The sequence below is a fragment of the Streptomyces sp. NPDC058664 genome, from assembly GCF_042716635.1.
In the GTDB taxonomy this organism is placed as follows: Bacteria; Actinomycetota; Actinomycetes; order Streptomycetales; family Streptomycetaceae; genus Streptomyces.
Genome location: NZ_JBHXRW010000002.1, coordinates 24,713 through 38,448, shown reverse-complemented (window position 1 = coordinate 38,448; position 13,736 = coordinate 24,713). Strand labels below are relative to the sequence as shown.

The following is a 13,736-nucleotide window of genomic DNA, read 5'->3' as shown; positions in this document are numbered from 1 at the left end:
CTCCGCGTTCCCCGGGACCGACGGCGCCGTGGTGCAACGTGTTCTCATCTCGCGGTCGCGTTGCTACGGTGCCCCCGCCCTGACGCCCTATCAGATCGCATCCCGGGAGGCCGACCATGCGCGCCCTCGTCGCCGCCGCCATCGGACTCGCCCCAGTCCTCCTCTTCGTCCTCCTCGTCTCCGTGGTCGATCTGCCGCCCGACGGACCCACCTCGCCCAAGCCCCTGCTGACCGCCGACCCCGGCCCCAAGAAGTAAAGGGGGCGACCGTGCGCCGCCGAGCCGCCCTCGTCCTCCTCGCCCTCGCCGTCTTCTGCGCCGCGATGGCCCCGACCCTGCGCTGGTACGCCTTCCCCCGGCTGGCGAAGATTCCGCCGAACCAGTACCAGGAGACCGTCCTGGAGGCGAAGCCCGCGATCCTCCTCGACTACTCCACGCTCCGCCCCGTGAAGGTCGACAAGATCACGATCATCCAGACCCTCAAGGGCAACGTGGAGGAGTCGCGGCGCATCGAACGCGACGCCGGACGCGACGTGGTCGTCTGGGACGCCCTCGCCCACATCACGGGCCCCGACGGCAAGATGGTCTCCCGGATCCCCGAGCGGTACATCTTCGACGCCCACACCCAGGACCCCGTCCACGCCACCGGCGAGTCCGTCGACGGCGACCCGGTGCGGCGCGAGGGCGTCGAGTTCAAGTGGCCCTTCCTCACCGAGAAGCGCGACTACCAGTACTTCGACGCCCAGACCCGGACCTCCGCCCCCATCCACTACAAGGGCACCCGCACCTTCCGCGGCCTGGAGGTCTACTACTTCGAGCAGACCATCCCGTGGACCAGGGTCCCCATGCCCAAGACCATGCCGATCAAGATTCCCCCGGAGGTCATCGCCGACTCCGGTCTCACCCGCTGGTACACGACCAAGCGGATGTTCTGGATCGAGCCGGTCACCGGCGCCCCCGTCAACGGCGAGGAGATCCACAAGGAGGAGCTCCGCAACGCCGGGGCGCTGATGGGCCGGGACACCCTCACCGTCTTCGAGGGGCACGTGAAGATGCGCGAGGACTACATCGAGAGCGTCGGCGAGATGGTCTCCTCCAACCGCCTCACGGTTCTCCTGCTCGTCTCCTACCTCCCGTGGAGCCTCACCCTCCTGGCACTGCTCCTCCTCGCCCTCGCCCTCTGGCTGGAGGCCCGCTCCCGCCACCCGCGCCCGGTACCGGTCGACGCCCCGGTCACCCCTCCCGTCTGAGCCGCGCGCTCGTGTGCCGGGTCGGCTCCGCCGCGGCCGGGTCCTCCGGCCACGGGTGCTTCGGGTACCGCCCCCTCAGCTCCGCCCGCACCGCCCGGTAGCCGTCCCGCCAGAACGACGCCAGATCGGCGGTCACGGCCGCCGGCCGCCCGGCGGGGGAGAGGAGATGGACGAGCACCGGAACACCCGCCACCCGAGGCGTCTCGGCGAGCTCGAACATCTCCTGCAGCTTCACCGCGAGCACCGGCCGCCCGCCCCCGTAGTCGACCCGGATCCGCGATCCGCTCGGCACCTCGATCCGCTCGGGCGCCAGCTCTCCCAGCCGGCCCGCCTCGCCCGACGCCCACGGCAACAGCCGTCGCAGGGCCTCTCCCGCGTCGATCCGCCCCAGATCCGCCCGCCGCCCGGCCCGCGACAGCTCCGGCTCCAGCCACTCCCCGGCGCGGTGGACCAGCGCCCCGTCCGCCATGTCCGGCCAGGGTTCCCCCAGCTCCCGGTGCAGGAAGGCGAGCCGCTCACGCAGCTCCCCCGCCTCCCGGCTCCACCGCAGAAGCCCGAGCCCCTCCCGCCGCAGGCCGTCGACCAGCGCCTCCCGTACGAGCGCGGGATCGGCCCCGGCACCGAGCGGCCGGACCGCCAGCTCGACCGCGCCCAGCCGGTCCACCGAGCGCGCGACCACGTCCCCGTCCTCCCACCGGACCTCCTCACCGGTGGACCGCAGATGACCCGCCGCCCGCCGCGCCATGTCCTCGTCCACCACGGCGGCCAGCCGCACCCGTGCCGTGGCGTCCCGCGCCGTACGGTCCGCCACCGCCACGGCCAGCCACGGGGTGGCGCGCAGACCGGAGCCCTCGGCGAGCCTGGCCCCGCTCCCCGACACCATCAGATAACCCTCCTGCTCCCGGGCCCTGGCCACCCGCTCGGGAAAGGCCAGCGCCGTCACGAGGCCGGCCACCGCGTCCTCGCCCACCACCCGGCCACCCCCGGCCAGCGCGTCCTCACGCGCCCCCGGGCCGGTCCCCGCCCCGGAGTCCCCGCCGCCCACCGACCCGGCCGCCGACCGCTCCAGCCGGCGTGCCTCCGCCTTCCACCGGGCGCCGTACCCGTCGGAGCCCCGACGGGCCGCACGCCAGGCCGCCGTCAGATCGTCCCCGTAATCGCGCGGCGGCTCCTCGCTGAGCAGCGCCACCACCTCCGCGGCCCGCCGCACCCCGACCTCCGGCGCACCGTCCAGAAGGGCGCGGCCGAGCCGGGGATGGAGCCCGAGCCTCGACATGCGTACCCCCCGGTCCGTGGCCCGGCCGGCCGCGTCCACGGCCCCGATCGAGCCGAGGACCGAGCGGGCCGCCGCCATCGCCCCGGCGGGAGGCGCGTCGAGCAGCGCGAGCCCTTCCGCCGTCGGATCGCCCCAGCAGGCGACCCGCAGGGCGAAGTCCGCGAGATCGGCGACCTTGATCTCCGGGGACGGGAAACGGGGCCTGCCCCCGTCGCTCGCCTCCGGCCAGCAGCGGTACACGAAGCCGAAGGCCTCCCGGCCGGCCCGGCCGAGGCGCTGGGTCGCCGTCGCCTCGGAGACCGTCACCGTCGCCAGCGAACCGAGCCCCCGGGCGTGGTCCGTGCGCGGCTCCCGGGCGAGCCCCGAGTCCACGACGATCCGCACCCCCGGCACCGTCAGGCTGGACTCCGCCACCGAGGTCGCGAGGACCACCCGGCGCCGCCCGCCCGGCTCCGAACCGCGCAGCACCGCGTCCTGCACCGCCGCCGGGGCCCGCCCGTGCAGCTGGAGCACCTCCGCGTCGACACCGGCCAGCATCCCGGCCGTCCGCGCGATCTCCCCCGTACCCGGCAGGAAGCAGAGGACGTCCCCCTCGTGCCGCTCCATCGCGAGCCGGACGGTCGCGGCGACGTGCCGCAGCAGCGCCGGGTCCACCCAGGTGCCGTGGGCCGGCCGGACGCCCGCGGGAGGCGCCGCGAAGAAGACCCGGCAACTGTGACCCTCACCCTTGCTCCACACCACCGGGGCCGGACCGGTCCCGTCCAGGACCGTGAGGAGATCGGCCCATGCCGCCGCGTCGCTCGTCGCCGACGCGGCGATCAGCTTCAGCTCCGGGCGCAGGGTGGCCCGTACGTCCACGAGGAAGGCCATCGCCGTGTCGGCGTCCAGGTGCCGCTCGTGGCACTCGTCGAGCAGGACCACGTCCACGCCCGCCAGCTCCGGGTCGCGCTGGAGCCGCTGGAGCAGGATGCCCGTGGTCACCACCTCGACCCGGGTCGCGGGACCGGTCCGCCGCTCGCCGCGCACGGAGAAGCCGACCGTGCCCCCGACCTCCTCGCCGAGCAGCCACGCCATCCGCCGGGCCGCGGCCCGCACCGCCATCCGGCGCGGCTCGGCCACCAGGACCCGCCGCCGTGGTCCGTCCCCTATGAGACCCGCGAGCGCGAGCGGCACCAGCGTCGTCTTGCCGGTACCGGGAGGTGCGGACAGCACGGCCGTACCGCGCCGGTCGAGCGCGGCGAGCAGTTCGGGGACGGCATGGCGGACGGGGAGACGGTCGAGTGCGTCGTTTCGGATCACGCGTTCAGTCTCGTACGAGACGCGAAGAGGTGGGCTCCGTTGTCCACAGGGCCCACCTATCAGTACGACAATCGTTCCGCTGGTCCGACGGCTACTCCGTGCGCTCGCAGACGAAGATCGCCGTCCCCGGGATCAGGTTCCCCCGCAGCGGGGACCAGCCGCCCCACTCCTGGCTGTTCCACTCCGGCCACTCCGGCTCCACGAGGTCCACCAGGCGGAAACCGCCGGCCACCACGTCCCGCACCCGGTCTCCGATCGTCCGGTGGTGCTCCACGTACACGGCCCGGCCCCGCTCGTCCTGCTCCACGTAGGGAGTGCGGTCGAAATAGGAGGCCGCGACCGACAGGCCCTCGGGTCCGGGCTCGTCGGGGAACGCCCATCGGATCGGATGCGTCACCGAGAAGACCCACCGGCCGCCGGGCCGCAGCACCCGCCGCACCTCCCGGAACACCCTCACCGGGTCGGCGACGAACGGCACCGCGCCGTACGCCGAGCACGCCAGGTCGAAGGAGCCGTCCCGGAAGGGCAGCGCCCCGGCGTCGGCCTCCACCAGCGGCACGTCCCCGCCGATCCGCAGCGCGTGCTGGAGCTGCCGGTGCGAGAGGTCGAGGGCCACCGGCCGCGCGCCCTGCGCCGCCAGCCACCGGGAGCACTGCGCCGCGCCCGCGCCGATCTCCAGGACGTCGAGTCCCTTGAGGGAGGAGGCGGGCCCGAGCAGGCCCGCCTCGGCCTCGTCGAGCCCTTCGGGTCCCCAGACGAACCGGTCGTCGCCGAGGAAGGAGCCGTGGTCGCTCTGGTACTCGTCGGCGTTCCTGTCCCACCAGCCACGGCTGGCCCGGCTGCTCTCCGCGTCCCCCGCGTCACGCCGGGTCGCCTCGGCCTCGTCCTCGGCCGAGTCCTGGGGGACTTCGTGTTCGTACTCTTGGTTCATCTCGCCCGCCGATGTAGTTTGCGCTCAGTGCCGCCGTGTGGCGGACCCCGCCGGTGCGGCGCGTAAGGACATGAGTGGCGCCGGAGTTGAGGCGTTCTGCCCCGGGTGCGCGCTTCGCGCATTGACCCTGTCCGGCCGCCCCCGTATGCTAAAGGTTGCGCTGCGGGCCTGCGCGCCTCAGACGGAGCAGGCCGCGCTCGTACCTGTTGTATGTCCCCTCGGTTTTCGAGGCTTCCGCCGTTCGCGGCAGGTGTCTCATTGGCTGTCCGGCTTCTTGGTGCGATACGGGCTCTCGGCGTAGCAGTACCTACGACTTTCTGTCCGTAACCGGAGCCCTTTCCCACATGACGAGCAGCACCGAGACCACCGCCACCAGCACCACCCCGCAGGTTGCGGTCAACGACATCGGTAACGAGGAAGCCTTCCTCGCCGCGATCGACGAGACGATCAAGTACTTCAACGACGGCGACATCGTCGACGGCGTCATCGTGAAGGTCGACCGGGACGAGGTCCTGCTCGACATCGGTTACAAGACCGAAGGTGTGATCCCGAGCCGCGAGCTCTCGATCAAGCACGACGTCGACCCGAACGAGGTCGTCAAGGTCGGCGACGAGATCGAGGCCCTGGTTCTCCAGAAGGAGGACAAGGAAGGCCGCCTGATCCTCTCGAAGAAGCGTGCCCAGTACGAGCGCGCCTGGGGCACCATCGAGAAGATCAAGGAAGAGGACGGCATCGTCACCGGTACCGTCATCGAGGTCGTCAAGGGTGGTCTCATCCTCGACATCGGCCTCCGTGGCTTCCTGCCGGCCTCTCTCGTCGAGATGCGTCGTGTCCGCGACCTCCAGCCCTACGTGGGCAAGGAGCTCGAGGCGAAGATCATCGAGCTGGACAAGAACCGCAACAACGTGGTCCTGTCCCGCCGTGCCTGGCTGGAGCAGACCCAGTCCGAGGTTCGCCAGACCTTCCTCACGACCCTCCAGAAGGGTCAGGTCCGTTCGGGCGTCGTGTCCTCGATCGTCAACTTCGGTGCCTTCGTGGACCTGGGTGGCGTCGACGGCCTCGTGCACGTCTCCGAGCTGTCCTGGAAGCACATCGACCACCCGTCCGAGGTTGTCGAGGTCGGCCAGGAGGTCACCGTCGAGGTTCTCGACGTGGACATGGACCGCGAGCGTGTCTCCCTGTCGCTGAAGGCGACGCAGGAGGACCCGTGGCAGCAGTTCGCCCGGACCCACCAGATCGGTCAGGTCGTCCCGGGTAAGGTCACCAAGCTGGTTCCGTTCGGTGCGTTCGTCCGCGTGGACGAGGGCATCGAGGGTCTGGTCCACATCTCCGAGCTGGCCGAGCGCCACGTGGAGATCCCGGAGCAGGTCGTCCAGGTCAACGACGAGATCTTCGTCAAGGTCATCGACATCGACCTCGAGCGTCGTCGCATCAGCCTCTCGCTGAAGCAGGCCAACGAGTCCTTCGGTGCCGACCCGGCCTCGGTCGAGTTCGACCCGACCCTGTACGGCATGGCCGCGTCCTACGACGACCAGGGCAACTACATCTACCCCGAGGGCTTCGACCCCGAGACCAACGACTGGCTCGAGGGCTTCGAGACCCAGCGCGAGGCCTGGGAGACCCAGTACGCCGAGGCGCAGGCTCGTTTCGAGCAGCACCAGGCTCAGGTCATCAAGTCCCGCGAGGCCGACGAGGCCGCTGCCGCCGAGGGCGCTGCCGCCCCGGCCGCCGGTGGCAACGCCGGTGCGGGCATCTCGGGTGGTTCGTACTCCTCGGAGTCGGACGACAACTCCGGCGCCCTGGCGTCGGACGAGGCGCTCGCCGCCCTGCGCGAGAAGCTGGCCGGCGGCCAGAGCTGAACAGGCTCTCCGCTGAGCGCTAGCCGCTAGCGAATTCGAGGCCCGTTCCCCTTCGGGGGAGCGGGCCTCGGTCGTTCCCCGGGCCGGTCGGGGCGGCGCCTGATGCCCGGGGGCCGGTTCAGGGGGTGACGGGGATGTTCGTCAGACCGTTCCCGCCGGTGACCGTGTTCGAGGCGTACACCGTGGTCGGACAGGAGCCGCTCCGGTTGGTCACGTTGATCGCGAGCCGCTGCGGTCCGGTCGCGCCCGTCAGGTCCGCGTGGTTGCCGCGGAAGACGGTCCCGCAGCCCCAGCCGCTCTGCTGGGTGTGGGTCTCGAAGCCGTTGTTCGTCGTGTTGACGCCGGTGTTGTTCTCCACGAGGACGCCGTTGCCCTTCACGTCGACCCAGGAGTCGTCGAAGTTGGCGCCGGTCAGACCGCGCCCGTCGAAGGTGTTGCCGACGATCCGCGCCCCGGTGGTGCCCTCCTTGATGTCAACGCCCTCGCCGCCGACGTCCGGCCCGATGACGTTGTCCAGGATCTGCGCGTTGTCGCTGCGGTCGCCGAGGGTGTTGGCGCTGCCGACGTACACGCCCTCGCCCATGCCGCGGCCGTCGTTCCCCGTGTCGTAGATCCGGGAGTTCCTGATGACGCCGTTCCTGCTGGAGTTGCGGAAGTGCACGCCCTCCATGTCCAGGTCGTGCACGGTCACCCCGTCAATCACCACGCCGTTCGCGGCGTCGGCCATGATCCCCTTCTGGCCACCGGTCACGGTGACGCCCGAGACCGTCCAGTACGAGGCGCCGTTGAGGTGCAGTCCGTAGCCGCCGCCGGCGGTGAGCACCGCGCGCGAGGAGCCGGTCAGGGTGATCCGGGCCGAGGCCGTGCCGGGGGTGGTGGCCTTGAAGTTCCCGGTGTACGTGCCGTCCGCGAGGCGGATCGTGTCGCCCGGCCGGGCGTTGGTGAGTGCCGTCTTCAGCTGGGCGGCGGTCGAGACGTCGACGGTCGCCGCCGAGGCGGGCGCGGTGGCGAGGGGAACGGCGAGGAGCGCCGGGAGGAGGGGGAGGAGCAGCGTCCGGGTGCGCATGGGGGTCCCTTCCGTGCGGTGGGGGAGCGGAGTGTTCCTGTATGTGCACGATGGCCGAGATGCTGAACGCGGTGCTGTCCCGAGACGGTAGGGAGAGGCGATGGGCATGTCAAGGTCTGGACCAGTGGCCGCTCCTGGTGGTTCCTCGACGGAAGATCGCGCGGCGCGGGAATGGTGCCGCCGCACGGGACGTTCCCAGAGAGGACACGAGGAGGAGCGGTAACCGTGCTTGATCCCCAGGATTTGTACGAATGGGACCCGAAGGGTCTGGCCGTCGTCGACCTGGCCCTTGCGCAGGAGTCGGCCGGGCTGGTCATGCTGTACCACTTCGACGGCTACATCGACGCGGGTGAGACCGGTGAGCAGATCATCGAGCGTCTGCTCGACACGCTGCCCCACCAGCTGGTGGCCCGTTTCGACCACGACCGGCTCGTGGACTACCGTGCCCGCCGCCCGCTGCTGACGTTCAAGCGTGACCGCTGGACGGAGTACGAGACGCCGTCCATCGAGGTCCGCCTCGTCCAGGACGCCACCGGCGCGCCCTTCCTCGTCCTCTCCGGCCCGGAGCCCGACGTGGAGTGGGAGCGGTTCGCCGCCGCCGTCCGGCAGATCATCGAGCGCCTCGGGGTACGCCTCTCCGTCAACTTCCACGGCATCCCCATGGGCGTGCCGCACACCCGGCCCGTCGGCCTCACCCCGCACGGCAACCGCACCGACCTCATGCCCGGCCACCGCAGCCCGTTCGACGAGGCCCAGGTCCCCGGCAGCGCCGAGTCGCTCGTCGAGTACCGGCTCACCGAGGCCGGGCACGACACCCTCGGTGTCGCCGCGCACGTGCCGCACTACGTCGCCCGCTCGCCGTACCCGGACGCGGCCCTCACCGCGCTCGAGGCCGTCACGGCCGCCACCGGCCTCGTCCTCCCCGCCGTCGCCCACTCCCTGCGGACGGAGGCCCGCCGCACCCAGACCGAGATCGACCGCCAGATCGGCGAGGGCGACGAAGAACTGGTCGCACTCGTGCAGGGCCTCGAGCACCAGTACGACGCGGTGGCCGGGGCCGAGACCCGCGGCAGTCTGGTCGCCGAGCCGGTCGACCTGCCGTCCGCGGACGAGCTGGGCCGCGAGTTCGAGCGCTTCCTCGCCGAGCGGGAGGGCGACTCCTGACCCGCCCGGCGCGGGCCCTAAGCTGCCACTCATGCTGAAGGTGGGCCTGACCGGCGGGATCGGCGCCGGCAAGAGCGAAGTGTCACGGCTGCTCGTCTCCTACGGGGCCGTGCTGATCGACGCGGACCGGATCGCCCGCGAGGTCGTCGAGCCCGGCACTCCGGGGCTCGCGGCCGTCGTCGAGGCCTTCGGGGCCGGCGTCCTCACCGAGGAGGGGGCGCTCGACCGGCCGAAGCTCGGTTCCGTCGTCTTCGCCGACGCCGAGCGCCTGGCCACGCTCAACGCCATCGTCCACCCGCTGGTCGGGGCACGGTCGGCCGAGCTGGAGAGCCGCGCCGGCGCGGAGGACGTGGTCGTCCACGACGTACCCCTGCTCACCGAGAACGGACTCGCGCCGCTGTACGACCTGGTCGTGGTCGTGGACGCGTCCCCGGACACCCAGCTGGACCGGCTCGTACGGTTCCGGGGCATGGCCGAATCCGAGGCGAGGGCCCGGATGGCGGCCCAGGCCACGCGCGCGCAGCGACTGGACGTCGCGGATCTCGTGATCGACAACGACGGACCGCTCGACGCCCTCGAACCGCAGGTGCGGAAGGTCTGGGACGAGCTGGAGCGCAGGGCCGCGGGCGCCGCGTAGGGCCTCGCCCGTCGTCCGGGCCCGCCCGGCGGAGTTGTCGGTGGAATGCGGCCGCCGGGTCCGGTGTTCAACCACCGGATCGAGGGGAAGGATGCCATGGTGGCCGACAGAAACCCGGAAACGCACGTCATCGACTTCCGCGCCGCCGAGCACCTGCTGGCCGCGCGGGATCCCCGGGGCGCCGTCAAGCTCCTGGACTCGGTGATCGCCGCGCACCCCGAGAACACGGCGGCGCGGCTGCTGCGTGCCCGCGCGTTCTTCGCCGCCGCGCAGCTGCGTCCCGCGCAGCTGGAGTTCGAGCTGGTCCTGGAGCGTGAGCCGGACAACGCGTTCGCGCACTTCGCGCTGGCCCGCACCTTCGAGCGCTCGGGGCAGACGGACCGGGCCACCCGGCACTTCCGCCTCGCCGCCGCCCTCGATCCGAAGCCGGAGTACCTCCAGGCGGCGGGGTTCGACACGGGAAAGTAGGAGCGGCCGGGGCTCAGTGTCCCGTGCCGTCGCGATCCGGTTCGTACGGCGGGACGTCCCGGCCCGGCTGCCAGTGCGGCCCCTGGCGGAGATGGCGCAGCACCATCGTCAGGTCGAACGCGACCACCAGGAACAGCACGCCGCAGGCCGCGGCCCAGCCGGGGCGGCCCACCAGCGAGAACGCGGTCGTGCCGAAGGCGGCCCAGAGCAGGCCCCACACGCTCAGCCAGAACCGCAGCCGCAGGGCGCTGCGCGCGGTCGCCGGCTCGTTCCCGGTACGCATGACGGTCACCGTCCCCCGTCGGAGCCTCTGGAAGCACTTCCAGGATGGACCCTGGAGCGGGGAAGGGGGAGCCGTCGAGTCCGTGCCCGACGCGCGCCGGGCGTGGCGGGACGCGCGGCTAGTGGACGACGCTGTAGCTCCGCCACGGCATGGTGCCCGGCGGGATCTTGTCACCGCTGTTGCTGGGAAGGTAGGTGGAGTCCTTCCCCTTACAGTCGCGCGTCGGGTACAGCACGATGTCGTTCAGGGTGTTGTTCTCGATCTTGGTCACGCCGGTCGGCGCGAGGCGGTGGCAGCCCTTCACCTGGGGGCTGGTCACCATCACCGCCACCTCACGCTCCGTCTCGTACATGATCGTGCCCACGGCCGTGCGGCCCAGGCCCGAACACCCGGCGACGGCGAAGGTGAGCAGCACGGTCCCGGTGGCGGTCGTGAGACGCCGGCGAACGGACATGGCGGATCCTCTTCTGTGGTGGAGGTGTTCCAGGCCACCCTCCCGCCCCCGGGGCACGGTGTCATCCGCTGCTGGGCCGCCCGGGGGAGCCTGCCCGGCGACCGTTGTCAGACCCCACCCGTAAGGTCGGAGATCAAGTCGGAACGCATCACCGGCGGAAGGGGAGCGGAGCAGTGACACACACCTGGATCACCAGCGCCGCCGTCTTCCTGCCCGCCGCCCTGCCCCGGGAGGGGCGGGTCGCCTTCTGGTCCCCCGACGGAGGCGCGCTGCCCGATCCGGCGGAGAGCGGAGCCGAGCGCGTCGAGCTGACCGTGGCCCGGCGGCACGGCACCGGTGCCCGCGGTCGCGCGGTCCCCGCCCTGGCCCTCCCCGTCGACACCGCCCTGCCCCACCTCGTCGCGGCCCGCCACCACCCGACGGCCCACCCCGCCACCGCCGGCTGGGGCGCCGCGGCGCTGCACGCCCTGCACCTGGTGGCCCGCGGCCGGATGCTGCCGGGGCTGACCGCCGACGACCTGGACGCCTGGCGGGCGGGGCCCCTGGACGCCGACGACATCGCCCATCTGCGGGCCGTCGCCGCCGCCCTGCCGTACGAGGCGCACCCCGTGCCCGTCCCCGGGCCCGGACCGCTGCGGCTGCCCGACCCCGAGGCCCTCGTGCGCGCCTTCCTCGACGCGGTCGCCGACGTGCTGCCCCGCACCCCGGCCGCCGCCCACGCGGTCGGGGCGCCGTTCGCCGCGCGCCCGCCCCAGCACCTGCCCCGGGCGCGCGCCTGGGCCGCGGAGGCGGCGGCCGGGATGGACGCGGGCGTCCGCGTCTCGCTCCGCCTGGACCTCTCCGCGTACGAGCTCTTCGACACGGCTGCCGGCACCGGCCCCTCCGGGGAGACGGGCGAGAAGCATCGCGGCGAGCGCCACGCGGCCGCCGCGCTCCTCCAGGTCCACAGCCTCGCCGACCCGACCCTCGTCATCGACGCCGATGCCCTGTGGGCGGGGGACGGCGAGCACTTCGGGCCCCGCGCCCGGATCGACGCCGTCCTCGCGCTGCGCCGGGCCGCCCGCGTCTGGCCCCCGCTCGGCCGGCTCCTGGAGCGGGACGTGCCCGACGTCCTCGCCGTCACCGAGGACGAGCTGTACGAGCTGCTCGGCCCCGCCGCCGCCCGGCTCGCCGACGCCGGAGTCGCCGTCCACTGGCCCCGGGAGCTGGCCCGCTCGCTCAGCGCCGCCGCCGTCGTCCGGGCCGACCGGGTCGCGCCCGGCTCCGCGACCGACGGCACCGCCTTCTTCGACAGCGAGGAACTCCTCCGGTTCAACTGGCAGCTGGCCCTCGACGGCGATCCGCTCACGGAGCGCGAGATGGACCAGCTCGCCGAGGCCCACCGGCCCGTCGTGCGCCTCCGTGACCAGTGGGTCGTCGTCGATCCCGACCTCGTCCGCAAGGCGCGCAAGCGGGAACTGGGCCTGCTCGAACCGGTCGACGCCCTCGCCGTCGCCCTCACCGGCACCGCGGAGGTGGACGGTGAGACCGTGCCCGCCGTCCCCGCCGGGGCGCTCGCCGCGCTCCGCGACCGGCTCCTGGCCGGCCCCGAGGACGTGCAGGCCCCGCCCGGCCTGACGGCCACCCTCCGCGACTACCAGCTGCGCGGACTCGCCTGGCTGGACCTCATGACCTCGCTCGGACTCGGCGGCTGCCTCGCCGACGACATGGGCCTCGGCAAGACCGTCACCCTCATCGCCCTCCATCTGCGCCGCGCTCGCCGGGCTCCCACCCTCGTCGTCTGCCCGGCGTCCCTGCTCGGCAACTGGCAGCGGGAGGTGGAGAAGTTCGCCCCCGACGTGCCCGTACGACGCTTCCACGGCGCCGACCGCGACCTCGACGGCGTCGAGGGCGGATTCGTCCTCACCACGTACGGCACTCTGCGCACCAGCGCCGCCCGACTCGCCGAGCGGGAGTGGGGGATGGTCGTCGCCGACGAGGCACAGCACGTCAAGAACCCGTTCTCCGCGACGGCCCGAGCGCTGCGCGAGATCCCCGCGCCCGCCCGGGTCGCCCTCACCGGCACGCCCGTGGAGAACAACCTCTCCGAACTGTGGGCACTCCTCGACTGGACCACTCCCGGTCTCCTCGGCCCGCTCAAGGCCTTCCGTTCCCGGCACGCCCGCGCCGTGGAGAACCACGAGGAGATCGAGCACGAGGAGGCCGTCGAGCGGCTCGCCCGGCTCGTGCGTCCCTTCCTGCTGCGCCGCCGCAAGTCCGACCCCGGGATCGTCCCCGAACTGCCGCCCAAGACCGAGTCCGACCACCCCGTCTCCCTCACCCGGGAACAGGCCTCGCTCTACGAGGCGGTCGTCCGCGAGACCATGGCGCGGATCGAGGAGGCGGAGGGAATGGCCCGCCGGGGCCTCGTCATGAAGCTGCTGACCTCCCTCAAGCAGATCTGCAACCATCCCGCGCAGTACCTGAAGGAGCAGGCACCGTCGGGAGCGGGCACCACGCGGCTCGCCGGCCGTTCGGGGAAGCTCGCCCTGCTCGACGAGCTCCTCGACACGATCCTCGCCGAGGAGGGGTCGGTGCTCGTCTTCACCCAGTACGTGTCGATGGCACGGCTCCTCGCCGACCACCTGGCCGCGCGCGGCATCCAGGCCCAACTCCTCCACGGCGGCACCCCGGTGGCCGAGCGGGAGCGGATGGTCGACCGTTTCCAGGCCGGTGAGATCCCGGTCTTCCTGCTTTCCCTCAAGGCCGCGGGCACCGGCCTCAACCTCACCCGGGCCGGCCACGTCGTGCACTACGACCGCTGGTGGAACCCGGCCGTCGAGGAACAGGCGACGGACCGGGCCTACCGCATCGGGCAGACCCAGCCGGTGCAGGTCCACCGGCTCGTCGCCGAGGGCACGGTCGAGGACCGGATCGCCGAGATGCTCCGCGCCAAGCGTGCCCTCGCCGACGCCGTCCTCGGCTCGGGCGAGGCGGCCCTCACCGAACTCACCGACCGGGAGCTCGCCGACCTGGTGTCCCTGAGGAGGCCCTCGTGAGCCCGAGGAGGC

Annotated in this window: 12 protein-coding genes; 7 read left to right on the top strand and 5 right to left on the bottom strand. The window is 72.6% G+C overall.

Translation table 11 applies throughout. The annotated features are described in order from the left end of the window. Positions 1-116 precede the first annotated feature (116 nt). Both ACFWUY_RS01915 and ACFWUY_RS01910 read left to right on the top strand, forming a co-directional pair. Positions 117-257, top strand: a complete 141-nt coding sequence (locus tag ACFWUY_RS01915; RefSeq protein ID WP_106975990.1) for an SPW_0924 family protein — start codon at positions 117-119, stop codon at positions 255-257. A gap of 11 nt (positions 258-268) precedes the next feature. Further along, on the top strand, positions 269-1,249 hold the full coding sequence (locus ACFWUY_RS01910) for a DUF3068 domain-containing protein (RefSeq protein ID WP_384100909.1): 981 nt from the start codon (positions 269-271) through the stop codon (positions 1,247-1,249). Here ACFWUY_RS01910 and hrpB read toward each other — a convergent pair. Together hrpB and ACFWUY_RS01900 are read right to left on the bottom strand one after the other, a co-directional pair. Further along, the gene (gene hrpB, locus ACFWUY_RS01905) at positions 1,233-3,824 is read right to left on the bottom strand and encodes an ATP-dependent helicase HrpB (protein WP_384100907.1); all 2,592 of its coding nucleotides are present in this window, start codon (positions 3,822-3,824) and stop codon (positions 1,233-1,235) included. The genes ACFWUY_RS01910 and hrpB overlap by 17 nt on opposite strands. A gap of 91 nt (positions 3,825-3,915) precedes the next feature. Next, a complete protein-coding gene (locus ACFWUY_RS01900) occupies positions 3,916-4,755 on the bottom strand; it encodes a class I SAM-dependent methyltransferase (RefSeq protein ID WP_384100906.1) in 840 nt (279 codons plus the stop codon). 344 nt (positions 4,756-5,099) lie between these two features. On the opposite strand from ACFWUY_RS01900, the gene rpsA reads away from it, so the two are divergent. Continuing rightward, positions 5,100-6,614: a 30S ribosomal protein S1 gene (gene rpsA / locus ACFWUY_RS01895; protein ID WP_030325237.1), complete on the top strand. Its 1,515-nt coding sequence runs from the start codon at positions 5,100-5,102 to the stop codon at positions 6,612-6,614. Positions 6,615-6,732: 118 nt separating this feature from the next. On the opposite strand, the gene ACFWUY_RS01890 is transcribed toward rpsA, so the two are convergent. Next, on the bottom strand, positions 6,733-7,680 hold the full coding sequence (locus tag ACFWUY_RS01890; RefSeq protein ID WP_384100903.1) for a right-handed parallel beta-helix repeat-containing protein: 948 nt from the start codon (positions 7,678-7,680) through the stop codon (positions 6,733-6,735). Positions 7,681-7,905: 225 nt separating this feature from the next. Here ACFWUY_RS01890 and ACFWUY_RS01885 point away from each other — a divergent pair, with 225 nt between their 5' ends. From ACFWUY_RS01885 to ACFWUY_RS01875, 3 genes are all read left to right on the top strand, one after another. Then, on the top strand, positions 7,906-8,844 hold the full coding sequence (locus ACFWUY_RS01885; RefSeq protein WP_384100901.1) for a PAC2 family protein: 939 nt from the start codon (positions 7,906-7,908) through the stop codon (positions 8,842-8,844). A 31-nt stretch (positions 8,845-8,875) separates the two neighbouring features. Beyond that, entirely contained in the window at positions 8,876-9,481 is a 606-nt protein-coding gene (gene coaE / locus ACFWUY_RS01880; protein WP_384100899.1) for a dephospho-CoA kinase, read from the top strand. A 99-nt stretch (positions 9,482-9,580) separates the two neighbouring features. Beyond that, positions 9,581-9,949 (top strand): tetratricopeptide repeat protein, encoded by a 369-nt coding sequence (locus ACFWUY_RS01875; RefSeq protein WP_384101396.1) that lies wholly within the window; start codon positions 9,581-9,583, stop codon positions 9,947-9,949. 13 nt (positions 9,950-9,962) lie between these two features. Here the strand turns inward: ACFWUY_RS01875 and ACFWUY_RS01870 are convergent, their stop codons facing one another. Together ACFWUY_RS01870 and ACFWUY_RS01865 are read right to left on the bottom strand one after the other, a co-directional pair. Beyond that, entirely contained in the window at positions 9,963-10,232 is a 270-nt protein-coding gene (locus ACFWUY_RS01870; protein ID WP_384100897.1) for a DUF6343 family protein, read from the bottom strand. A gap of 118 nt (positions 10,233-10,350) precedes the next feature. Further along, positions 10,351-10,686, bottom strand: a complete 336-nt coding sequence (locus ACFWUY_RS01865) for a hypothetical protein (RefSeq protein ID WP_384100894.1) — start codon at positions 10,684-10,686, stop codon at positions 10,351-10,353. Between the two features lie 173 nt (positions 10,687-10,859). On the opposite strand from ACFWUY_RS01865, the gene ACFWUY_RS01860 reads away from it, so the two are divergent. Continuing rightward, positions 10,860-13,724, top strand: coding sequence for a DEAD/DEAH box helicase (locus ACFWUY_RS01860; RefSeq protein WP_384100892.1), 2,865 nt, complete (start codon positions 10,860-10,862; stop codon positions 13,722-13,724). Positions 13,725-13,736: the final 12 nt, after the last annotated feature.

Bases quoted from the DNA above. Each gene is read 5' to 3' on its own strand.
- ACFWUY_RS01900 (WP_384100906.1), bottom strand. From the start codon at position 4,755: ATGAACCAAGAGTACGAACACGAAGTCCCCCAGGACTCGGCCGAGGAC.
- rpsA (WP_030325237.1), top strand. From the start codon at position 5,100: ATGACGAGCAGCACCGAGACCACCGCCACCAGCACCACCCCGCAGGTT.
- ACFWUY_RS01865 (WP_384100894.1), bottom strand. From the start codon at position 10,686: ATGTCCGTTCGCCGGCGTCTCACGACCGCCACCGGGACCGTGCTGCTC.
- ACFWUY_RS01915 (WP_106975990.1), top strand. From the start codon at position 117: ATGCGCGCCCTCGTCGCCGCCGCCATCGGACTCGCCCCAGTCCTCCTC.
- ACFWUY_RS01870 (WP_384100897.1), bottom strand. From the start codon at position 10,232: ATGCGTACCGGGAACGAGCCGGCGACCGCGCGCAGCGCCCTGCGGCTG.
- ACFWUY_RS01890 (WP_384100903.1), bottom strand. From the start codon at position 7,680: ATGCGCACCCGGACGCTGCTCCTCCCCCTCCTCCCGGCGCTCCTCGCC.
- coaE (WP_384100899.1), top strand. From the start codon at position 8,876: ATGCTGAAGGTGGGCCTGACCGGCGGGATCGGCGCCGGCAAGAGCGAA.